Source organism: Specibacter sp. NPDC078709, assembly GCF_040686795.1.
GTDB lineage: Bacteria > Actinomycetota > Actinomycetes > Actinomycetales > Micrococcaceae > Specibacter.
Genome location: NZ_JBFBLU010000001.1, coordinates 544,075 through 568,184, shown reverse-complemented (window position 1 = coordinate 568,184; position 24,110 = coordinate 544,075). Strand labels below are relative to the sequence as shown.

Sequence of the window (24,110 nt, the reverse complement as noted above, 5' to 3'; positions counted from 1 at the left end):
TCGCCTGTGGGATAAGGCCAGGGAGTGCGACCGATTCTAGATATCAGGGATCGTCGCAAAACGCTATTCTTGATCGGCGTCGCCAGATACGCACCTGGCGGCAAGGGTATTTAGAGACGAGGCTTTCTGTAGCGGGTATGGGTCGATCAGGTCGTGCATCCGGGTTGACCTCACTCACTTGCTGGGGGCTTGTAGCCAACAGGGCCTACGCGCTATAAGCGCCGGAAGCGATCATAGCGCATACCCCCTGCTGGCAATTTCCCTCAGACGTTATTTGAAACACGGAACAGGAAGCTAATATCTACGCGCCGATCCTCAGACTCCGAATTAGATTGACGGCATGGTTCGGGTCGCGATCAAGCATGAAAGCGTCGACATAGACGACTCCGTCGAGTCCCGGGTTCTCTTCGTGAATTTGTGACGTAGTCTTCTTCAGTCTCTCCGGCATCAAGTCCGGTTCTGCAGATTCGAGGGGATGTCGCAGAACCACTGCTATACGTCCCTCAGCAGCTTTGTCCCACAGCGCGCAGGCTGCGAAGCTGTTTGAGAGTGGCGCTACGTTGTAGACCGCCGCCCAGTTTTGGATAGTTTTTCGTTGCGTGTCCAAATCGATAATCAGGCTCTGACCATCGAGCACTGATTTCAAGTCTTTGGCTAGACGCCAGTCGAGCAGTGCATGGTAGGCCATATTCGAGTAATCACGCAGGCATCGGTAGCAAGATGACGTGCACTCGATGGAGTGCTCACCCCCGAGTTCTTCTAGATAGGCGTCCACGTCTTTGAGGAACTCGGGCAGAATGTCCGGTCGTCCCAAATGGCTACTAAAACCCGCGCCGTTTTCCAAGGTGTCGGCAAGAAAAGCGAACGTGGTTGGCCGTCCGTTTTGCAGTCCTGTGTAGATTCCGGCGTTGAACTCCTGGGACTGAATGTCTAGTTTGTTGGCGGCCACGGTCCTCATCAGAAAACTCAGCGAGTACCAGGCAGCCCGGCGACCTTGGATAGAATCATAGGCGCCATATTGTTGGGGCATTCCTGCGCTCAGATCCAGCCGCAGCCCCTCACTCTCAACCACTGCTGACTGGGGTCCGTAGAAGAGGAAATCCGTTGGCTGAATAGTTCCAAGTGCCACTGAGATTGCTGCCACCGACTGGTCAGTGTGAACTGGTGTTGTCCCATCAGCTGCTACCGCTACGTAACCACCCCAGTGATCGTTTGAAAGAGCCTGCTTAAACTCGAAGGATTTTCCGGAGTTGTCATTAATGACATACCGCTTTCCTGGGCCCGAGTATGCAACTGAGTTGGAAAGGGATACGGATTCCAGTATTTTGAGATCAGCCACGGCCCGGGTCGATGTGGACTTGGGTGACCAGGAGAAGTTCCCGTCAAAGTCACGAGGTGTACCTGCCCGGTATCCCTTGGGCTCCCGTAGATCGATGGTGCTGAAGATTCCGGGGTCGGCCTCGCATCGTGGGCAGGCACCTTCGGAGTGGTCCGAATCTGTTGGTTTTTCCTCCACATAGGCGCATTGCCGACAAGTATCGATCAGTCGTTGGTCGCCTAAAGCGTTGACTTCTTTGCTGACGTTTCGACCGGCCGGGTAGAACGCGGCCGCGCCAATGACTGGATAGATCTGCCCGTCGCGTACCAGTTCACTGCCAGGAGCGAACTGGTTTACTGCCATTGCGGCATCTCGATCAATGACGTTATCCGGCGGCCAGGGGAAGGCGAGATTTGGTCTCTTAAGGTATAGGTCTCGAACCTTTGACGGGAATCCGAACATCGGCAGGAGTCCATTTTCTGCCAGTCGCTGGCTCAGGTCTGAATGGCCCGGGGTGTCAAGAGCTACGATCCTGGAAATATCTTCTACCAGATTGGCTATGTCGGCGCGTGCGCCGTTCAGGTCGTCGGGACTAAGATTTGTATAAGTCGCGAAAGCTGTCACGGATTTCTCGACGATGGTCCGATTGTCGTCGAGCCAAAAACTTAGATGCGGCTTCACCTTGTGCCAGTCTGTCACTAGCCCGAATTGACCGTGGGTGTTCCGGCCAAGTCCGGAGAATTCTTCGTCAAGTGCGAGGACATCGGTAAGATCGATAAAAGCACGCCGGAGTGTCTCACTCCTTAGAGCCCGCAGATATATTTCGGGACGGTTAAGCGCAAGATATGGCTTCGGTGTTGGTTCATTGGTAATGAGTTCTGGACGTCCAAAATAGTACTCGTCGTGGCTGCGTCCCCTGCACACAGTAAGCGATATTGCCATGGGTGTCATTCGACGCCCAGCACGTCCAACTCGCTGCTGGTAATTGAAGCGGGTGGGTGGCATATTGGCCAAGATGACGGAGTCGAGGGCCCCAATATCTACACCCGCTTCCATTGTTGTCGTTACGGACAAGAGCTCAATGCCATCGGATTTCTTGTTCTCCTTCTGGTCGAGGAAAACATTCTGGAACCGAGCCTGCCTCGATTGGGCGGCAAGTCTATCGGTTTGCCCGGTCAGCTCAGCTGCTGTCAGGCGGAACTGTCCGGCGCCGTGGAGGGCCTTGTGGCCATAATAATCAAGGTTCGTCTCATGATCAGTCGCCGCTGGAAGTTGCTTACCGCAATACGTGCACAGTCCGCACCCCTGTACGAGGTGCCGCCGTCGGCAATTCTCACATGTCCAGTCACTTCCGGAGGGCTGATAGATGGTTGCCTTGTCGGGATGTATGAGGAATTGAGAAACCGAATCTCCCCATTCCTTCCGGACTGAAGTCTGAACGTCGTCGAAATCCAAGTCGAACATCTTCGCCACTGACTGCCAAAAAGTCTTGAGTTTCCTGGGTGGCGTCTCGGATTCATTCCTCATACCAGCGAATCGTCGCATTCCGGCTAGAATTCGCAAGCTGGATTGTGCGATAGCCGCCGAAGAGCGAGAGTCCTGAGCGCCACTGAGAGCGCCGACAAGTCCTACCCACCCAAGTCCTAAGGATTCATAGTCTCGCCCGACTCCTGAAAACAACCCGTCAATAACTTCCTTTTGTAGATTTTTGTCTATGGCAGCTTCTAGTTTTTTCTGAGGTATTGAAAGATCAGGTTTTCGTGAAGGTACCGGATCCCAACGGTAAATATGCGACCAAGAAAGAGTGTCTTTCTCGTCGGTTCCCTGAAGAGAAGCCGATGGTCCGCCGGGATTTATGCCCATTTCAACGAGTCGCTGACTGATCCGTGCAGTTAGTACGGGAATGGAAGGGGGTTGATTCAATTCATGTATGGCTTCAGTTTCCGGCATACTACTTTCGAGATCCCATACGTCCTGCAGAGTAGTAAACGCTTTCAGATCCTTGGCTCTTAAGCGATTGATCGCGTCTCGAGATTCTGGGCTCCGTTTACCGTTCAAGTAGTGTTCTTTAGCCAGAGAAATATCAGCTGTAACCTGATCTGATCCTGCAAGTTCCCTATGGAGAAGTAGCCGCAATAGATCCTGGTAGTGCCTGAGGCTAATTCCCGACGATAGCTTTGCGGCGTCCTGACGGCTATCCGCGAAAACGATAGTCTTTCGGTTTGCTGGCTCGAGGTCTTGAAACAATTCCGTGATCAATACCTGATTTATTTTCTCGAAACCAGTGCGCATGGCGCGGAGGGGTGACCTTTGACGTTTTTTGTCATCAGATCGAACAGGTCCTTCCGCCGTGTGCCTGATCTCCCAATCGTCGGCACAATTTGGGCACCTGGTTGGTAATGGTGACAAGTGTTCGGCATTTCGTTTGCCTGCCGGAGTCGTAACTCTGAACGTCCAGCCGGTGTGGCCATCGCTAACCGTCGGACGGAGCTCTCCTGTCTCGGGCCTCAAGATCGAGCGTAGGAATGTGTACTTCACCTTCTTATTGTCTGCATTCCATTCAAGCGCTTCCAGATCTGGCCTTCGTGTCTGAGGCCAGTACAGCAAATAGTTGTTCGCCGTTCGCTCAAGACCTACGTGATCAGGCAAATGTTGTATATCGGACAGGTCCGCCAGTAGGGTTACGGCTTTCCCCGGCTGTTGGGTCGAACCGGAAGGAACATAACCACCGAGGAAGACATCCCCGCAGTTCTGGCAGTACAGGAGTTCTAATACCCTGGAGCCGCATAAACAGCGGCCCACTGGTTCGGAATATAGCCGTCCTACACGCCTAGTTTCGCTGGTATCTTCCTGAATTTCTGGGCAGGAAGGATCGGTGCAGGCCCACATTCCCGGTACATTTCGGAAAAATAGATGGCTTCTTAGTAACGGCCACTTGACCACTTCAGTCTGTTCAACAGATGACGCAGCAGATTTCAAGACTCTTTGCACGGCTGGACCGCGGGAGCTTTCAGGCAACGCCGCAAAGAGTTGTTCGCCAATCTGTCGTAGGGACTTCGCGTTGGGGTGAGACAGGAGTTCACCCTTTTCGTTCCGAAAAAATACGTTACTGAGTGCGCTTGCACCGATAATTTCGTCCGCATGGCTGGGAGTAGCCGCTTGGTTTGCGAACCCAGTTTCGGACAGGTCAAGTGCGGGATGCTGGGCGCGGATGAGTTCTCCGGGAAGAAAATCAAATGAGTTGCGTGACACTCCAAAAAATTCCTCGACATACGCTTCGTCCCGGTTGGCTTCCAACGAAGCCGATGCTGCGATGACTTGGAATTGTTTGGAGTCTTCACCGAGCCCGAGCCGCATCTTCAAATTCCGGATCAGCAGCGCGACTTCCGTACCCGCGGTACCCCTGTAGGAATGCAGCTCATCTACAACGAATGTGAAGCGATGGTCGGGGCTGGCACTAAGCCACGCGCGAGTTGAGTCGAAGTATCGGCTATCTTGATCGCGAAGGAGCAGGACATTGAGCATCGAATAGTTGGTGATGAGAATGTCCGGTGCAGCGTCGGCCATATCCCATCTCGAGACCATCTCTGCTCCGCCCAAGTGAGGCATGAAGAACCTGGATTCATCATCAAGCTGGCGCATTTGGGCACTGCGCTGATCGACATCCTGCAGATAGGATCTTAGATTCCCTAATGGAACCTTATCGCCAACTGAACCCGTGACAGGCGTCGCTCCGGTGTACCGTCCGAAGTAGAAGCGATGCCCACGTCTATGCTTGTCCAACCAGGCTCGGGCCTCGTCACTGTCGAGGGCCTTACGAAGCCTGATGAGTTGGTCATCAACGAGCGCGTTCATCGGATACAGGATGATGGAGCGCACAGCTTGGGTGCGTCCCGACTCGGTGCCCCGCTGCGGAACGAATGGCTGATTCTCCCTTCGCCACCATGGAACAGGAGAGGCCCCCTGCCCTGTCCATGATGTCGATTCAGTCAAAAGGTTCGACAGTAAGGGCAGAAGGAATGCCTCGGTTTTACCGGCGCCGGTTCCAGCGGAGACGACAACATTACGTTTATCCCTCACAACGGATGTCAATGCGGACTCTTGGTGGGTGTACAAGTCTCGACCGGCAGGAATGAGCCCGGTCCGTGCGAACTCAACGAGGTCTTTTGAAGCCTGGGCGTGCTCCACTGACTGCTCGAACGTTTGTGCTGAGACCTTGTATTCGGGCCGCAGTTCGATAAATGGTTCTCGGTAAACGCCGTTGTCCTTGTCAAGGATTCGACGACGCTCGGCCATGAGTTTCTCATCAGCAAGTCCAAACGGTGTGTCGTAATAGCGGAAGTAAGATTCCCGCAAGTGATCGAATGTCTCAACTATGTCGATAGGCATGGCTGCGTCTTCCTGTTGAACGAACTAGAACTTGGCATTTTAGCTAGATGATTTGTAGCTGTTGATGAACAGATCGTGCGACAGAATTGGCGACGGAGCTCGGAACGTTTTCAAATGTCAAACTCCCATCCGAGGTCTTGTCGGGGTGGAACCCGCTGCAAAAAGTCAGTGCTTGGAGGTGTGGCATCGGCAGCGGCAGGCCATTGTCGACACGGAGCGTACCGATGGGATCGTCAGCATCTTCCGTAATTTGCAGTTCTAGGCAGTCGACGTCAATTTCTGCTTTGGCTAAGCACACACCTTCGGAATAGGTGGTTGAGTACCAAATACCCGACTCTAGCAACCAGTACACAGACCGTCCGTTCACCTTCTGCCTGTACAGTCCATCCCGACGAAAAATTTCAACGTGCATGAATTTTGCCGTTTGAACATTGAACATCTGCAATGGGGAACTTTGAGTGTTTGGTCCTCCTGCTAGCGGTCCGAGGCCAATTGAGGGGAGTCCTTCGGCTATGGACATCGCTGCACACGATATGAAGGCTGCTCCTGAACTGGCAGCAGCCTCGTGGAGCTCTGCTTCATTGTCGTACTCAACGATCAAAGTTCGTGGGTCGCTAAGTGGCCCGGTTCCAGGTCGTACCGGTGCCAGCCTGTGCAAGACCATGTCTGCTTCAAGTCGGGCTTCTAACACAGGTGACCGTTTTCCAATGACCAGAGCAAATGCTGAGGACCCTGGAAGTTGTGTCACCAATGTTGGTCGAATACGCCATTTGCCCTCTGACCACGATTGATCCAAATACCCCAGGACCTCCAAACGCCATAAATATGCTCGGGCGGCAGGCAGGTTTACCGACGGGACCCCATCCATCACGGCCCCAACTGACGAAACAACGTCGGTCATACTTCCGTGCTCTCTCGAGCTTAACCACTGTAGAACTAAGTCACCGTCCATGAATGCTCTCCTGCATTGATTGCGATAAGTATGCGCGCCAGAGACGGTTTGTATGGTCGATAGTCTCGCTAGCGGCCCTTCTCCAGAAGAACTGTGAGGGAATGTCTAGCGGATCAAAATTCGGTGGATCTGAAGTGATCTGTTGTAGCTGGGATATTTTCCCTGCTCGTTCGGCAAGCACCCAGGCAGTTCCTGCGGGTACCAGTACTTTCCATTGGTACGACTCAGGGAAGCCGAGCCTCATACTGAGATGAGAAATTGGCGACTCACGTTGCATGCGTACTTTTCCTGAAGGGCTGACAAACCAGACAGCAGCATCCTTTCCTCGTCTGGACACCACGAATTTTGAACGGCCTACTTTGTGCCCGAAACCAGAAGGTAAGAGATCGGTAATGCTTTCGGGTTGCACGGCCTCCCACTGTGCAGCAGAGCCACTCGGGTGAACGAAAAAATCCAGAGTGACGTCGTCAACGGAGACGGCGTGCTTGCCTTCATCAAACGGTCCAGCCAGCCGCAATGGAAAGAGCGAGCCATTGGGCTTTACTCGGGTACCGGGAAGTCGACCATCAAGCCGGACCTGAATGAATTCCTTCGAAGGATCCTCAGGAAGTTGCAAATCCGGTTCACCACCTGAGAGAAAGTGTCGGCCACCAACTACCGTCCGCAGCTCGAGGCCATTTATAAGCTTGGGCCGCAGATTGGGAGCCGGCTTGAGCAGCTCTTCTACACTGATGAACGTGCCCGTTGTGGACAACCCAATTGGCCCGTTGAACGAGACATCAACATATACACTCCATCCAGGGAAGATGACTGTGCGAAATTTCCAGTGTCCAGTCGCGGCACTCTTGGACAGGAGATCGTCCATCTCCGGAACATCTGATTGCTGGACAACCAGCAGATGTTGCTCGCCTGGAATTACATCGCTCACAGACTGCCAACGACCCGATGACGGCTCCATGCGTAAGATCCACAATTGACGCAAATTCTTGGTGACGACGGCATTCTCACCGAACGCCCTAAATCTGTGATTCAATAGCGAGATCGGCTCCGGGAGAGACCCTTCGGATATGTCGTAGACTGTGCCGTATTCTGGCTCTTGGATCGCTATCAGAGCCCCATTGCTCGTCCTAAGCTTCTGTGAGTGCAGTCTCGGATTAACCGGGATCACCCAACTTACCGACCAATCCTCTGGATCGATACAAAGGCTTAGGTCCAATCTTATCTTTCCTGCAACTGCAGGAATATCGGAGGATTGCTCGTCAGCCAGTTTTGCAATGACGGCTAATAGTAGAGGATTGCCTGAACCTTTTTGAATCAGGTCTACAAATGCCTTCGAGAACCCCCTTGGCTTATCAAGCCATAGCCGTAAGAGACCAAGCAAGTGCTCAGGTGAAGATTTTGATCGTCGATCAACTCGCCGCCTTTGGAGAAAAATTGACAACTGCTCTCGATCGGATGCTTTCATCAGTGTTTGAGAGAGAGGGTATCCAATTCGGCTGTAACTACCTTGGTAGATAGTGCTAGGACCGACAAAATCCTGATTACTCTCTACCCACTTGTCAAGTACTTGCCACATCTCAGCTACTAGATCAAAGTGCTTTTGAATCCCGTTGGCCGTCAAGCTATTTGATCCGGAAGTCATCAAATTGACCAAGCGAGGATAATAAGCTGACTTCGAGAATTCTCCGTCATTTCTCATTCGAGAGCCGGCGAGCACTGTGACTGCTAAAAGGGGTAAGCACGGCGGCGCCTGATTCCGCGGGCCTCTCCTCCAATTGGCAAGGCGCCTGTCTATAGCATCGAATATTGTGGACTTGTCTGTTTGCCGGAGCTCTGCCAAAACTGCAGACCGCAAAGACTCCACAGGATCAACCAAATGAGGAAAGAACCGTGATAGTTCCTCATCATCAATGAACATGATCACAGGTTCATCAGGTTGACTCATCGGAAAAAATACCTGCGACAGTTTCGACTGCCACATGTCGTAGTCAACATACGTCTCTAAGGCTTCTAGTTCCCCCATGGTAGTGATTGTAATGGGAGGCACTGACATTCTTGAATTCCGCCGTGGATCACTCGAAACACGGTGTATTTGTCGAGGCGCAAACGATGAGCTGCATGGAAAATAGACGTTCTCACGATTTCAGGGAAATACTTTTTCGTGTCGGCGCTCCCCCCCCAGGATCCGACCATCATCCGCAGTCGGAGACAGCCAGTTTCACTGACTATGTGGATCCTCGGCTAATTGTCTGTCGAAGTCGACACTCATCTATTCTCCAAATCGGCACTCGCGCCCTTAGATTCTGACCATCAACCTCGACCGTTCATGCGGCGAGGTCTACGGTGGATCGGGGCTGACCAATTGACGTGTGCCGGTGACGGATTGCATGCGGGTCACAGCGGTGCAGGTTAAGTATCATAGGTGATTGGTTGTTCTCTCGGCGTTCCGGCAGATTAGCCGATACAACCAAAGTACTTTTTTGGGTTTTGAGACCCATCAGGCAAACCTCAGAGAAAAGGTCCAGTCTCGAAAGGCTCGTTAAACTTTTCAGCTTAGAGAATCCTTGATGTAGCCTGGCATGATGGACTCGAATAAGGCTGGAACATCGTGGTCGGATGATGAAGTTGTGGTCACTGTGGATACGTATTTTGAGATGCTGAGTGCTGAGCTGGCCGGTGAAGTGATTAACAAATCCCAGTTCAATCGCAATCTTCAAGAAGCAATTGGGCGTAGCAAGGGCGCCATTGAGTTCAAGCATGCTAATATTAGCGCTGTTCTCCACCAGCTGAGATCCTTCTACATTAATGGCTATAAACCGCGTAATAATGTGCAGAAGTCGCTTCGATTGGAAGTTGAACGCCGCCTTAGAATCGATTCTGAAGTTGAGGCGCTCATGATTAAAGCGGTCGATGAACCTGTAAATATGTCTGAAGTAGATTTCTTGCTTCGACAATCAGTGGCACCAGTCATTGAAATGTCAGACCGAATCTATCATCGTCAAGCCGTAAAGCATGACTTTGTACAGTTAGAGGCCAGCAAGCGAGAGCTCGGATTGGCAGGTGAACTTGCAGTAATAAATTTTGAGAAGGCAAGACTGCGCCGGGCCGGGATGGCCAATCTGGCCAATGAGGTTGAGCATATTTCAGTTACCCAAGGTGATGGTTTGGGTTTCGATATTCTGTCTTTTGATTCAACTGGCGCAGAGCGCCTAATCGAGGTGAAGACGACTCGTAGGGCGGAGACCTGGCCGTTCGTTGCTACGCGTAACGAGGTGTCGTTATCCACAGAAGTTCCAGAGAAGTTCCATCTATATCGTGTTTTTGGGTTCGGTAAGTCGACGCCTGGATTGTTTACATTGCCTGGTTCATTGGAAGAGTCTTGTTCACTGGTGCCGCGTGACTTTGACGCATACCCTGCGTAGTTGCCACCCCGCGTCATGTACTGTCCCGTAACTTCTCCCCGTGCCACAGTAGTTCTGTACCCGCTTCTACAGGAGGACCACTGTGGCCATTCGCAACAACACCAACCGTCGACTTAAAGAAGTTCTAGACATCATGGCAGCCGGATCTTGGCTAGATGAGAAGCCCAACGGGGGAGTGGTCCTAGCTGAAGCCGTGGCCCGCATTCCTTTTACCAAGGAAGAGTCAGAGCTCCTCTCAGGCGGCATTCCCCGCGGTCACAAAAACCTAACCAAGGCCACCGCAGAACTAGTCAAGGCAGGCTGGATGACTAAAGGTCGCAGTGGCTGGGAGATTACGGATAACGGACTGCGCGCAACGGTAGCCTTCGACACCGTTGAATCATTGGCTGATGCCCTGAAGAACGGCACGTTGATTCCGGCGGGGACTCCGCTGCCCGAAAAGCCGGCTGATAAGCCAGCGGCCAAGACTCCTGCAAAGAAGGCAGCTTCCAAGAAGCCAGCCTCCAAGGCATCACCTACCAAAGTGGGGCCTGTTGCTGAAACGTCGAAGCCCAGTGCAGTGCTGGAAAACCAGCCCGCATCGGTTGCCTTGGCCGGGACCTTCGGCGAAGCGCTCGGTGCGGCGAACTGGGATCCCAGCCACTCCAACGTGCAGATGCAGCTCGATTCCATTGACGGTGTTTGGCAGCTCTCGGCCGATCTCCCCGCCGGGCAGTACAGCTACAAGGCTGTAGTGAACGGTAACTGGGATGAGAACTACGGTGCATTTGGGCTGCTGGATGGCGCCAACCACGAGTTCGCACACGCCGGTGGACCGGTGACCTTCCACTACAACCACGCCACGAAGGACGTGCTGCGCGGCTGACAATAAGCGGCAGCTGACACCCTACGAGCAACTTTGTCAGACCCTCAACGTACGTTGTGAATAGGCCCAATCCACCACGGATTTGGTTGCGGAACCGTTCTCAACGGTCCTGTTGGTCTTTCATCATCACTCGTAGGGGAAATCATGAAGAAGTTGTTAGTTGCCTTGCCGCTGGCGGCACTTTTGTTGGCCGGTTGTTCCAGTGCAGCACCCACCGTCGACAGCTTGGCTGGCGCCGACTCGGCAGTCAACCAGGCCGAGAAGCCTGCTGCAGAGACGGCCGAAAAGCCGGCAGACCGCTCCGCTGCCTTGGGCGAGACCGTCACCTACGAAAGCGGAGTGAAGGTCACCGTGACCTCGCTCGGTTTCCAGTCGGTGGGCGAATACGCGCACGGCGCTATTGAAGGCCAGGCTGCCGTTTTTGAACTGACCGTCATGAATGGCAGCGACGAGGACCTCGAAGCTGCCCTCATGTCGCTTCCGAAGGTCACCGTCGGTGAGACGAACGCCCAGACCGAATCTGTGACCGACATGGATAGTGACCTTGGCCTGAATATGTTGAGCACCATCCTGCCCGGTGAGACCCAGACCGTGAAGTTCGGCGCAGGCATTGCCGCTGCCGATGCCGGTGCTGTCCGGGTGGAAATCAGTGGGCCCAACATGTTCACTGACAAAGCCGCCATCTTCAAAGGTGCGCTCTAGCAACTGTTGATTGTTCCTGCCTGCCGCCCACGGTAGGCAGGAACGAGTCACCGAGCGGCAGCTACGTTGCGGATAGGCTGTTGCGACGTCGCAGGGCAGCGGCTAAATAGGCAGCGGTGCGGCTCTGCGGGACACCCGCTATTTCCTCAGGTGTACCAGCAGCCATGATGCGGCCACCGTCGGCTCCACCGGACGGTCCAAGGTCAATGACCCAATCGGCCGAAGCCACCACATCCATATCGTGTTCAACCACCACCACCGTGTTTCCGGCCTCGACCAAACGATTGAGCTGATGCAGCAGCAACTGCACATCGGCCGGATGCAGGCCGGTGGTCGGTTCATCCAGCAAATAGAGGCAATGGCCGCGCCGGGGCCGCTGCAGCTCGGTCGCCAGCTTGATCCGCTGGGCCTCACCACCGGACAGCTCCGTGGCAGGCTGCCCAAGCCGCAGATAACCCAAGCCCACTTCGCGCAGGGTGGCCAGGCTTCTTACCGCCGACGGAATGTCCGCCAACACCTCAGCTGCCGCATCCACCGTCAGCCGGAGAACATCGGCAATGGTTTTCCCACGGTACTTCACGGTGAGCGTCTCTTCATTGAAGCGGGAACCGTGGCACGCCGGACACGGTCCGTAACTACCTGGCAGAAACAAAAGCTCAACGGCGACCGAGCCCTCGCCCAAGCAAGTTTCACAGCGCCCGCCTGCAACATTGAAGGAAAATCTAGCCGCTGTGAATCCCTTAGCCCGGGCTTCGGGCACCGCAGCAAACTCACGACGGACGGCGTCGAACATCCCGGTGTACGTGGCCAGATTTGACCGTGGAGTCCGGCCAATAGGCCGTTGGTCCACCTGAACCACGCGATCAACCCCATCAAAGCCGGCACGTGTCACACTCGCGGCAAGTCCTTGATCGTCGGCATCGGTTTGCCCGCCAGCAGCGCTGTTGAGAACCTGCAACAGCGTGGATTTCCCGGAGCCGGAAACCCCCGTGAGAGCCACCAACGCGTGCTGCGGCACCCGAGCCTCAAGCTCCTGCAAATTGTGTTTGGTGATGCCCCCCAACTCCAACCATCCGCCAGGGGCTCGCCTCGCGTCCGTGGTCGCAGCGGACTGCGTTGACAGTGGCGCAGCGGGGGATAGCTCGCCCAGCAGAAATGGTCGCGTCAGCGACTCTGCAACATCGGCAAGTCCCTCCACGGGCCCGCTATAGACAACATGCCCACCCTGTTCCCCGGCCAGCGGACCTACATCCACCAGCCAGTCCGCCCTACGGACCATGTCCATATTGTGCTCCACGATGAACACCGTGTTCCCTGTTGTTTTGAGCTGTTCCAGCACCTCCAGGAGCGGTTCGGCATCGGCCGGATGCAGGCCCGCGGAGGGTTCATCCAGCACATAGATGACACCGAACAGGCCAGAGCGCAATTGTGTGGCGATCCGCAGTCGTTGCATTTCCCCCGGGGAAAGCGTTGGCGTGCTGCGTCCCAGGCTCAGATATCCCAAACCCAAGTTCAGCAGCACGGCAATGCGGTGATTCAGATCCTGTGCGATCGCCGCGGCGACAGCTTCACGGCTGCCGTCCTCTCCCGCTGGGCCCGAGCTGAGGTTCTCCAGAGTGGCGGAAAGTTCCGTTAGCGGCAAGGCGTTCATGGCGGAAATAGTGCGACCCGCCACTGTGACCGCCAGCGCTTCAGGCTTCAGCCCGCTCCCGCCGCAGACTGGGCAAGGACCCGAATGCATAAACGCTAATGCCTGCTCACGCATGGGTGCACTCTTGGAATTGGCCAGGGTGTGTAGCACGTGACTGCGGGCGCTCCAAAATTTGCCTTTGTAGGGTTTCGCCACCCGATCCCTTTGCGGCGTCACTTCCACAACAGGCTGTTCTTCAGTGAACAAGATCCAGTCACGTTCGCTCTTGGGCAGCTTCTTCCAGGGACGGTCGACGTCGTAGCCTAAGTGCGTGAGGATGTCCCGCAGGTTTTTCCCTTGCCATGCGCGTGGCCATGCTGCAATGGCACCGTCCCTGATGGAGAGATTGGGATCGGGTACCAGCAACTCCTCGGTGACCGTATGGGCTGTGCCCAAGCCGTGGCACACGGGGCAGGCTCCGGCCACAGTGTTGGGCGAGAACGAATCCGAGTACAGGATGCCGGCACCTTCGGGATAGTCGCCCGCTCTGGAGAACAGCATGCGCAGCGAGTTCGACAGTGTCGTCACGGTTCCCACGGAAGAGCGCGTGCTGGGACTGCCGCGTCGCTGCGCCATGGCGACTGCCGGGGGAAGCCCTGAGATTGATTCCACATGCGGCGTATTACCTTGTTGGATGAGCCGGCGGGCATACGGTGCCACCGACTCAAAGAAGCGACGTTGGGCTTCAGCGAAGATGGTGCCGAAGGCCAAGGAGGATTTGCCGCTCCCGGAAATACCGGTAAAGGCGACGATGGCATCTCGAGGAACATCCACATCTACATTCTTGAGGTTGTTCTCGCGGGCACCGCGCACCTGTAGAAAACCTGCGCGGTCCTTGTTCGTTGTCATCAAGTGCATGTCTGATTCGTGGTGAAGAGCCATCCTTCGACCCTAGACCTAATCCCGTAGCTGCGCTGTGGTCTGTGGCGTGTCGTGGCTGCCGTGCATTCAACAACGGGTCGCCGAGGGAGGCAACGTTTCGTCGCATTCCTGCCGCACGGCTAGCCTTGATGCATGACAAGCGACGCGAGCGATTCCACCCTGAGCCCCGCCTCGGCGACAAAGCATGTCAGCGTCTGGCATGCGGAGGGTGGAAACCTGGTGGCTGAGGGTGACAATCTCAGCTTCCTGCGGACGCTTCCGGATGAAAGCTTCCGGCTCATCTACATCGATCCGCCGTTCAACACGGGCAAGGTCCAGGCCCGCAACAACATGACAAACGTTCGCAGCGAAACCGGCTCGCGTGTGGGTTTTCAAGGCCGCAGCTACGAGACCATCAAGGGCCTCACGCTCAGCTACAATGATTCCTTTGGCGACTACTGGGAGTTCCTGGAACCCCGGCTTGAAGAGGCCTGGCGCCTACTCAAGGACGACGGCACCCTTTACCTGCATCTCGACTACCGCGAGGTCCACTATGCGAAGGTCCTCTTGGACGCGCTCTTTGGCCGCGAATGCTTCCTGAATGAAATCATCTGGGCCTACGACTACGGTGCCCGGTCCAAAAAGCGCTGGCCCGCCAAACATGACAACATCTTGGTCTACGTCAAAAACCCCAAGACTTACTACTTCAATAGCGCCGAAGTTGACCGCGAACCGTACATGGCTCCCGGGCTGGTGACCCCCGAAAAAGTAGCGCTGGGCAAGCTGCCCACCGACACCTGGTGGCACACGATCGTCTCACCCAACGGCCGCGAAAAAACTGGCTACCCCACCCAAAAACCGTTGGGTATTCTGCGCCGCATCATCTCGGCCAGTACCGAACGCGGCGACTGGGTACTGGACTTTTTCGGGGGCAGCGGCACTACCGGAGCCGCAGCTCTGGAACTTGAACGCCACTTCGTCATGGTGGACCAAAACCCGGAATCCATTGAGGTCATGCGCAACCGTCTGGACCCCGAACAGGTCACCTTCATCAAACACGAGGGTGCTAAATAACACCCAAGGGGACCAGCCACTCAACCGCAACATAAATACAAGCAGCGACTGTCAGCACACCGGTGAGGCATGCGGCGATCCAGAGGGACCGGCGTCGTGCCTTCACGGCGAGGCCCAACAGCAGTGGGAACGCAAGCATCGCCAGAGCCACCAGAAAGCCCAAGACACCTAAGATGATGCTCGGAGCGGCAGAGGTGGAGTCCGCAGACTCTGTCATGAGGATGAAGGAGAGCAGCGCCAACAGGATCGCGGGGTAGGCCAACAGTGCCCAGCCGGCAACAGTGATGGCAATGGCCAGCCACGGTGGGCGGTGCGGCTTAGCTGTCGTGGCCGAAGTGGCAACGGATCTGGCCAGTCGTTGTGAAGGGATCTCGCGGTGGGGACGGGGCATGGACTCATTCTGACATGCACCTCTGGACGGTTCCTGTGTTGAGTTCAGGAGCCTATGCGGTGGTGATGTAGATGAAGCCAATAATGGCCGGGATGGCTGCAATCGCACCGAAAATCCACAGGCTGTTCTTTCGCCGGTACAGGGCCAGTGCCAACAAGATCGGTGCGCCCACTGCCGAGGCAACCACAAAAAGGGCTTGGACGTAAAAGCTCGCGGTGCTGGAGCTGGGGGAGTCCATTCCGACAGATAGGAGTGTGAAGACGCCGTAGAACAGTGCTGCTGGGGAAAACAGCAGCCAGCCGCCGAGGGCAATGGCGATGGCACCTCCGACGCTGCCGGTAGGTTTTTGCTCGGTGACGGTGGGTTGCTCGGCCGGCTCTTCCCCGTTACGGCTCAGGTACGCCATCAGCCCAGGTTACTCAACCAGCGGAACACAAAGTACAAAATCACGCAGACCGTGGGGATGCCGGTAATGAGGGCTGCCCGCCACATGGCCTTTTCCTTGAATCGCACGGCCTGGCCCAGCAGGTGCGGGGTAGCGATCATGCAGAACAGCAGCACTGCGCCGGCAAAGATCAGCGCGATCCGGGCTGGGGCCGCCATGCCCTGAGAGGGTTCCATCACGGCAGCAAAAATGAGGACCGACATCAAAATGATCGGCAACACCACAACGACCCAAGCGACGAGTGAGACCACGGCGCCGGCAAGCGGGGAGCGCTCATGGCGCACGTGATTGCCGGGGGCGGAGGGAAGGCTGGGGTTCTCAGTCATGTTCTAGTTCTATCAGCAATGTTCCAAGGTTCTACAGTTCGTGGCACCGCTACAGGAGCAGGCTCGAACCGGCGCACCATTTTTGTACTGCCGACGGATGGTGAGGTCTGCCTGCGGTGACGTCTGTTTGCGGTGACGGGCGCAGACGAGGGCGGTAGGCGCCGTCGTACTTTAAACGCGAAAAAACTATGGACTATCTACCGGGCTACGTGTATCCTGCATCACCGTCTAGAGTGGTCTGGATGACTTTGGACGGATGTTCCGAAGAAATACGTGAAAGAGGGCCCTGTGCACGATCGTATCCGCCACGCCGGATTGTTGGAAAAGCGTATGTCGCCCGAGGCGGCAGCAGCGCTGATCAAGCCCGGAATGACAGTCGCCATGAGCGGCTTTACCGGCGCCGGTTACCCGAAGGCGGTGCCGCAAGCGCTGGCGGCACAGGTGGAGACGGCAACTGCCGCGGGCACTGATTTTAAGATCAGGATCCTCACCGGTGCTTCCACCGCCCCCGAACTCGACGGCGTGCTCGCCAAGGCTGGCGGCATGGAACTGCGCCTGCCGTACATGTCCGATCCGGCGCTGCGTAAGCGGATCAACGACGGCGAGATTGAATACATGGATATTCACCTCAGCCACGTTGCCCAGCACACCTGGTTCGGTTTCTACGGCGACATCAACGTTGCCATTATTGAAGTGGTGGGCATCCGTGAAGACGGCAGCCTGATTCCTTCCTCCTCCGTTGGCAACAACAAGACCTGGCTGGACATGGCCGACGCCGTGATTATTGAGGTCAACTCGCAGCAGTCCGCCGGACTTGAAGGCATGCACGATGTCTACTATGGCACCGCACTGCCGCCGTTCCGCCAGCCCATCATGTTGACGGAGCCGGAAGACCGGATTGGCCAACCGTACCTGGACGTTGATATCAACAAGATCATCGCCGTGGTTGAAACCGACGCACCTGACCGGCTTTCTGCCTTTGCTGAGCCTGACGCCACCTCGAACCAGATTGCCGACCATCTGCTGGATTTCTTGGATGGTGAGATCAAGTCTGGTCGCATGACTGATAAGTTGCTGCCGCTCCAATCCGGTGTTGGCAACATTGCCAACGCTGTACTGGCCGGGCTTTCTCGCGGTGGCTACCGCGGGCTGAAGGCTTACACCGAGGTGATTCAGGACGGCATGCTGGGCCTGATCAAGGACGGCACCATCGAGTTCGCCTCCGCCACCTCCTTCTCCTTGTCCGAGGCGGGCATTGAAGAGTTCAACAAGCACGTGGACTTCTACCGCTCACGCATTGTGTTGCGCACCCAGGAGATTTCCAACCACCCTGAACTCATCCGCCGTCTGGGGTGTGTGGCCTTGAACGGAATGATCGAAGCCGATATTTACGGCAACGTGAACTCCACCAACGTCGTGGGATCGCACGTGATGAACGGCATTGGCGGTTCCGGCGACTTTGCCCGCAACGGCTTCCTCTCCGTGTTCATGTCCCCGTCGGTTGCCAAGGAAGGGCGCATCTCCGGCATTGTGCCCTTCGCCAGCCACGTTGACCACACCGAACACGACACTATGTTGCTCATTACCGAACAGGGCTACGCCGACCTTCGCGGCCTGTCCCCGAAGCAGCGCGCCCGGTTGATCACCGAGAAGCTGGCGCACCCGGACTACAAGCCGATGCTGGAAGACTATTTCACTCGTGCACTGCGTGATTCTTACGGCAAGCACACACCGCACCTGATGGGCGAGGCACTGTCGTGGCACCAGCGCTACATCGAAACCGGCGATATGCGGCTGTAGCTCCACTTTTGGGCCCGGTTATTCACTTTTTTGGGGCCCGCTTATTCATCGATCCGTGAGGAAAGGCTGCTTAGAACGTTCTAAGCAGCCTTTCCTCACGGATCGATGTCGGTTCCGGGAAAATGCCCCGTTCCTCGCCCACTGTTGGTGGCTGGAACGCAGGGTGCAGGCGTTCAGTGACGGGCCGGGGTCGTGCGGGGTCCAAGATGCGAAGCAGCGGCAGCGCCGGTGAGACAATAGGGGGAAATTGCCGGTCTCGGCACTGCGGCTGCACCCTAAATAGCAGGGTCAATGCGAACGGGTGCGGCCTCTGATTTGGGCGCGTCACCGAAGGGGAAAACTATGGGTTCGGCAGTGGGCGTCGTGCCATCGGGGGCTGAGCTGGCCAAGCTGCAGGGTCAGATGAAGGCGTGGCGCGAGGATCTGATGGCCCTGGACCGGCGTCAGAAGCTGCTGTACTTTCAGCACCCCAAGGTCGGCTCGCTGGAATTCTTGCTCCCCAAAATGGGGGAACTGGAAAGCTGGCTCGAAGCCGGCGCCGTGCACCTGATCTCCCACGAGACCGAACTTGAAGACCGTGCTACGGCCGAGACGCTCGGGCTGCCCACGGGCAAGAAAACACGTGTGGCCACCGTGCAAGGCAAAAACGAATCCCAAATTCTGAGCACCTGCAAACGCCTGCAGCAGCGCTCCGAGCAGGAATTCGCGGACCGCGGTGTCTGGATCCTGTACATCGGGCTCGGCATGCTCAATTGGGTGGATCCGGCCGACGGGAAACGCGTGAGCAGCCCGTTGAAGCTGATCCCCGTCCGGCTGGAGCGGGCCGGGACCCGGTTCACCCTACGGCGCACCGGCGATGAGGCCGTGGTGAATTCCTCTCTAGCCCTGAAGATGGCGCGGGACTTTGCCCTTGAGATGCCCACGTTTGAGGACTCCGACTTCACGGTTCAGGACGTGATTGACCAGACCGCCGAGGCGATAGCCGGTGAAACTGATTGGTCGGTGGATACGCGCAGCATCCTGATGCCGTTCACGTTCCACAAGGAGGCCATGTACAAGGACTTGGCTGACAACGAGGAACGGATTATGGCCAGCGGCCTCATCCGCGTCATGGCGCTGGGCCCGGAGGCCGGCAACGCCGACAGCTTTGCGTTCGAGTTCGCGGACGATTCCCAACTCGATGAGCTGGTGGCCCCGGAAACACTGCACAGCATTCTGGACGCCGATGGCAGCCAGCGCAAATGCATCATTGCCGCCCGCGAAGGCCGCAGCTTTGTCATGGACGGCCCGCCCGGCACCGGTAAGAGCCAGACCATTGCCAACATCATCGCCGAACTCATGGCGGTCGGTAAGACCGTGCTGTTTGTCAGCGAGAAGGCCGCCGCGCTGGACGTGGTGCGGGACAGGCTCTCAGCGCGCAAACTCGATCCGTTCCTGCTGGAACTTCACAGCCACAAGGCCACCCGGAAGCAAGTGGTTGAGACCCTGAGTAAGGAACTCACCCAAAAGCCCATGGCCCGCAGCAAGTTTGACGGGACCGATCAGTCGCGGCTCGAGGCGTCGCGTCTGGCATTGAGCGGATATGCCGCGGCCATGAACCAGATCCGGCAGCCGCTGGGCCGGAGCCTGCACAGCGTCCTGGGCCGGATCCTGCAGCTGGCCGATGTTGAGAAATTTCCCACGGGGGAGAAGGCCCACTTTGCCGGGCTCAGTGCCGAAACGCTGGGCGAGGTGCAGCGTCACGGCGAGGATCTCTCCCGTGCGTGGCGCCCGGCTCTGGAGCAAGAGGACTTCCTCTGGCGCGGATTGGCGGGCACCAAGCTCGACGCCGATCGGGCCAAGTCCGCTGCCCTCGCCGCGCTGAAGGTATCGCAGTTCTCACAGGAGGTCTTGGAGCAGGCCTTCGGCTTTGACGGCAAGCTGCCCTTCCTCACGCTGGACGTCAGCCACGCCAGCTTGGAGATCCGGCGACGTACTCTGGAGCTGCTGGAAGCCCGCCCGCCTGTTCCGGATGCTTGGCTCACCGGGCCGTTCTCCCCGGTGGAAAACAGGGCCGCCGAGTGGCGTCAGTGCATCGCCGACCGCACTCAGTGGCAGGCCCAACTTGGCGCCTCTTTCACCCAGTGGCAGCCGGCCGATCACAGCCTTCGGGGCCCGCTGGAAAAGATGCTCTCGGCCAAACCTGAGCTTCCACTGCCGGGCGGGCTGGCCAATCTCACCGTCCAAGGCGCCCTCGCGGCGCAGGGCCGCATCCGTGCCATGAGCGCTGAAATCCGAGCACTGGCACCGGACGCCATCAAGCTGGCCGGACTCTTTGAAGCCGACCCGAATGCCATCAGTCTGCGCACCCTTGCCGTGCTCTGTTCACTGGCGGAACTGAGCCTGGCTGGCAACCGGCCGGAAGTCGATTGGCTCAACCCGGCCGTCCATGGGGCGCTGGATGACAGCGCAAGGGTCCTGTCCGGCGCAATACAGAGTGTGCGCCAGAAGCAGCAAGAGCTGCAGGGAATCTTTGCCGAGTCCGCGCTGCAACTGGATCTGAGCGAACTGCATCGGCGCTTTGAACACGAGCACACGGGGTTCAAACGGTGGTCTAAACAATCGCGCGCGGACCGCAAGACGCTGCGTTCGGTCACCGTCAATGGCGTGGTCAACAAGAGTGTGATCGCCGCGCTGCCCGGGGCCATCGCATGGCAGCAGGCCCAGCAGCAGCTGTACGCCACCGAGCGCGCGTACGGGCCGCGGCTGAAGAGCTACTACCAGGGCATGCAGACCGATTTTGGGCGCGTGCACCAAGCCATCGACCTGGCCAGGCGGGCCACCGAGCTGGCCGGGAACGATGTGAGCCTGCACGGACTCGCCGCCCAGCTGTCCACCAACACCGAGCCCGACCGCCTGCTCATGCCCATCGCTAACGCCATCACCGCGCGCACTACCAAGCTCACTGCGCTCATGGCGGAGACGCTCACCTCCGACTTCCAAGCGTGGGCTGCCAACGCCCCGCTCAGCGAGGTGTTGGACTATACCGAGGTGTTCGCCGCGAATCTGGCCACCGCCGATGACGCCCTGGCCCGGCTCACCGCCGTGGGTGCCGGGCCGCTGACGCTCGCCGCTTGCGCCGATGGCTTGGCCCTGATTGGGCGCCTGGTTGACCTCGATGCCAAGAACGACGCCGAAGCTGCCGCCGACTCAGCCCTTCTGGGCCGCCACTTCGCCGGGCTGAATACCTCGTTTAATGCACTGGACGCGGATCTGGCGTGGTGCAAGGAAGTGCGGCAAAACCTGAATGCTCCGCTCGATGCTGAGGCCATGGAGTATCTGAAGGAGTTCACTAGTTCCGGGCTTGTTCTGGGCAGTTTGCTCTCGCAATGGGATACCGCTGTGGAAACACTTGCCGATTATTTTGACGCCGAGCGGATGCCGGGGCTCCGGGCCGAATTGGGCAAGGATCTGGCCGGGACTGTTGAGCTGGCTGGCTCGATGTATGCCACGGCAACCACTGACATTGACCTCTGGTTTGAGTACCAGCGGATTCGGGTATGGGCCACACAGCACGGGCTGGATGCGACCGTTGCCGGACTAGAACGTGCTGGAGCTGCGGCCGCGCAACTGCCAGCCGCCTTCGAACGCGCGGCGCTGGAGCCGTGGGTTGAAAACATCATCACCACCGATCCTCGATTGGAGCAGTACCGCTCCGATAATCGCCAAGCCATGGTGGCGGAGTTCCGGCGACTCGATGAAAAGCTGATCAAGTTTGCCTACAGCTCGGTGGTTGCGGCCTGCACCGCCCGGCGCCCGCGATCGATCTTTGGCGACGCCCGCATCATTGTGCGCGAGGCCGAGAAAAAGTCCCGGCACAAACCGATCCGCACGCTGCTGGAAGAAGCCGGCACCGTGGCGCAGGCACTCAAGCCCTGCTTCATGATGAGCCCACTCTCGGTCTCGCAATATCTGCCCGGGAATATGCGCTTTGACGTGGTCATCTTCGATGAGGCGTCCCAGGTGATGCCGGCCGACGCCGTGAACTGCATTTATCGCGGCAGTCAGCTCATTGTTGCCGGCGACCAAAAGCAGCTTCCGCCCACCGCGTTCTTCACCACCGTGGCGGATGACAGCGACGAACCGGATGCTCCCGATAACTTCGATTCCGTGCTGGATCTCTGCAAGGCCTCCGGCGCCATCACTTCACTGCCGCTGACCTGGCACTATCGCAGCCTGCACGAAGATCTGATCACGTATTCCAACTACGGTTTCTACAACGGACAGCTCAATACCTTCCCCGGCGCCGTTCAGCATTCACCGGATCTAGGCGTGCATCACGAGTTCGTCAACGGCATCTACCAGCGCGGAACAGGGGCCAAGAACCCCATCGAGGCCGAGCGCGTTGTGGACCGGATCATTGCGCACCGCACCCACAACCCCACCTCGTCCTTGGGGGTCGTGACCTTCTCCACCGCTCAGGCCGACGCCATCTTTGACGCCATTGACCGGCGCGCTGTCCACGAGCCGGTACTCTCTGGGCTGCTCGAGGACCGTGACCGGCTGCGCGGGTTCTTCGTCAAGAACCTTGAATCGGTGCAAGGCGATGAGCGCGACATCATCATCTTCAGCGTGGGCTACGGACCCGACGAATCCGGAAACCTCGCCATGAATTTCGGTCCGCTGACGCGCAAGGGCGGACAGCGCCGACTCAACGTGGCCATCACCCGAGCCCGCCGCCGGGTGGAAATTGTCAGCTCCTTCTATGCTTCCCAAATGCGGGAGGGCACCTCCGAAGGTAATCTGCACCTGCGCAACTACCTAGACTTCGCCGCGCGCGGTCAAGCGGCCTTGGCGCACAGGATCCTGGCTGGCTCCAGTGGCAGCGACTTCCTGTTAGAGGATGAGGTCCGCAACGCCATTGAAGCACTGGGCTACGAGACCGTAACGCAGGTGGGATCTGCTGGCTACCGCGTGGACATCGGCGTCAAGCACCCGAGCAAGCCGGGTACCTTCATGCTTGGTGTGGAGTGCGACGGCGTGGCCTACAGTTCCGCGAAAACGGCACGCGACCGGGACCGGCTGCGCGGCTCGGTCCTGAGCAACTTGGGTTGGCGGATGTTCCGGGTGTGGGGGCTGAGCTGGTACCGAGACACTGCTGGTCAGATCGCCAGGCTGCAGCGTGCCCTCGAAGAAGTTGCGAACGGCGCCCCGGTTGCGGCGCCCCATGCTTCCGTTGCCTCTTCGGATGTTGAGGAACCGGGCCTGGACTATGTGGCTGTGGACCTCAACGCAGCACCCGATTGGACCGTGGAGTACACGCAGACGCGCTATTCACGTTCACGGGCCAGCCATCTGGTGGAGCCCGGCTCGCCGGAAGCGATGCCGGAACTCATTGAGTTCTGCACCAAAGTGATCGCCCAGGAAGCACCGCTGCATCTCGACACGCTCCAGGGGCGGCTGCGCGATACCTGGGCGATTGGCCGGGTGGGGCCGCGGATCAAGGAGAACTTGGTGGCCGCCGTCGGACGTTCACGCGTTGATGGGGTCGCGGCGCGTCTGGATAACGACGGATTCATTCGGCTCGGCCCGCCAGGAGTAGTCACGGTGCGCCATGGCGGCGATAGTGGGCAGGGGCGCAAGGCCTCGGCTATTCCGCCCGAGGAGTTCGACGAAGCCGTGCGGCTGGTGCTGCGCGATTCCATGGGTGCCACGGAGGAGCAGGTGCTGGCCGCCGTCAAAACCGTGTTCGGCTGGGCGCGCAGCGGGGCCGATGTGCAGGCCGCGGTCAAGAAGTCGCTGTACCGCTGCCAGCGGCTGGGTGTTTGTGAGAAGGGCGAGGACGGGACGTACCGGCTCATATCTGTGTGATGCGCGTGTGATGCACGCGGGAACG

Annotated in this window: 13 protein-coding genes; 6 read left to right on the top strand and 7 right to left on the bottom strand. The window is 57.6% G+C overall.

The annotated features are described in order from the left end of the window. Positions 1-301 precede the first annotated feature (301 nt). The 3 genes from AB0P14_RS02460 to AB0P14_RS02450 form a co-directional block, all read right to left on the bottom strand. On the bottom strand, positions 302-5,707 hold the full coding sequence (locus tag AB0P14_RS02460; protein ID WP_363837244.1) for a DEAD/DEAH box helicase: 5,406 nt from the start codon (positions 5,705-5,707) through the stop codon (positions 302-304). 43 nt (positions 5,708-5,750) lie between these two features. Beyond that, a complete protein-coding gene (locus AB0P14_RS02455; protein WP_363837241.1) occupies positions 5,751-6,152 on the bottom strand; it encodes a hypothetical protein in 402 nt (133 codons plus the stop codon). Positions 6,153-6,648: 496 nt separating this feature from the next. Further along, positions 6,649-8,682 carry a hypothetical protein gene (locus tag AB0P14_RS02450; protein WP_363837238.1) on the bottom strand — a complete coding sequence of 678 codons (2,034 nt, stop codon included), beginning with the start codon at positions 8,680-8,682 and terminating at the stop codon, positions 6,649-6,651. Positions 8,683-9,241: 559 nt separating this feature from the next. Between AB0P14_RS02450 and AB0P14_RS02445 the strand changes: the two genes are divergently transcribed. The 3 genes from AB0P14_RS02445 (at position 9,242) to AB0P14_RS02435 (ending at position 11,648) form a co-directional block, all read left to right on the top strand. Next, entirely contained in the window at positions 9,242-10,081 is an 840-nt protein-coding gene (locus AB0P14_RS02445) for a DUF3883 domain-containing protein (RefSeq protein WP_363837235.1), read from the top strand. A gap of 82 nt (positions 10,082-10,163) precedes the next feature. Continuing rightward, positions 10,164-10,946 (top strand): glycosidase, encoded by a 783-nt coding sequence (locus AB0P14_RS02440; RefSeq protein ID WP_363837233.1) that lies wholly within the window; start codon positions 10,164-10,166, stop codon positions 10,944-10,946. Between the two features lie 144 nt (positions 10,947-11,090). Beyond that, on the top strand, positions 11,091-11,648 hold the full coding sequence (locus tag AB0P14_RS02435) for a hypothetical protein (protein ID WP_363837230.1): 558 nt from the start codon (positions 11,091-11,093) through the stop codon (positions 11,646-11,648). Between the two features lie 61 nt (positions 11,649-11,709). On the opposite strand, the gene AB0P14_RS02430 is transcribed toward AB0P14_RS02435, so the two are convergent. Beyond that, on the bottom strand, positions 11,710-14,220 hold the full coding sequence (locus tag AB0P14_RS02430; protein ID WP_363837228.1) for an excinuclease ABC subunit UvrA: 2,511 nt from the start codon (positions 14,218-14,220) through the stop codon (positions 11,710-11,712). Positions 14,221-14,352: 132 nt separating this feature from the next. On the opposite strand from AB0P14_RS02430, the gene AB0P14_RS02425 reads away from it, so the two are divergent. Beyond that, the gene (locus tag AB0P14_RS02425) at positions 14,353-15,273 is read left to right on the top strand and encodes a DNA methyltransferase (protein ID WP_363837225.1); all 921 of its coding nucleotides are present in this window, start codon (positions 14,353-14,355) and stop codon (positions 15,271-15,273) included. Here the strand turns inward: AB0P14_RS02425 and AB0P14_RS02420 are convergent. Genes AB0P14_RS02420 through AB0P14_RS02410 form a run of 3 tightly spaced genes read right to left on the bottom strand, consistent with a single transcriptional unit; the run spans position 15,266 to position 16,435 of the window. Continuing rightward, positions 15,266-15,664 carry a hypothetical protein gene (locus tag AB0P14_RS02420; RefSeq protein ID WP_363837222.1) on the bottom strand — a complete coding sequence of 133 codons (399 nt, stop codon included), beginning with the start codon at positions 15,662-15,664 and terminating at the stop codon, positions 15,266-15,268. The two genes, AB0P14_RS02425 and AB0P14_RS02420, sit on opposite strands and share 8 nt — an antisense overlap. A gap of 52 nt (positions 15,665-15,716) precedes the next feature. Next, positions 15,717-16,070, bottom strand: a complete 354-nt coding sequence (locus AB0P14_RS02415; protein ID WP_363837219.1) for a hypothetical protein — start codon at positions 16,068-16,070, stop codon at positions 15,717-15,719. Then, positions 16,070-16,435, bottom strand: a complete 366-nt coding sequence (locus AB0P14_RS02410; protein ID WP_363837217.1) for a hypothetical protein — start codon at positions 16,433-16,435, stop codon at positions 16,070-16,072. The genes AB0P14_RS02415 and AB0P14_RS02410 overlap by 1 nt, the downstream gene beginning before the upstream one ends. A 288-nt stretch (positions 16,436-16,723) precedes the next feature. Here AB0P14_RS02410 and AB0P14_RS02405 point away from each other — a divergent pair, with 288 nt between their 5' ends. Together AB0P14_RS02405 and AB0P14_RS02400 are read left to right on the top strand one after the other, a co-directional pair. Next, entirely contained in the window at positions 16,724-18,235 is a 1,512-nt protein-coding gene (locus tag AB0P14_RS02405) for an acetyl-CoA hydrolase/transferase family protein (protein WP_363837215.1), read from the top strand. 342 nt (positions 18,236-18,577) lie between these two features. Further along, positions 18,578-24,085 (top strand): DUF3320 domain-containing protein, encoded by a 5,508-nt coding sequence (locus AB0P14_RS02400; RefSeq protein ID WP_363837212.1) that lies wholly within the window; start codon positions 18,578-18,580, stop codon positions 24,083-24,085. The last annotated feature ends 25 nt before the right edge of the window (positions 24,086-24,110 follow it).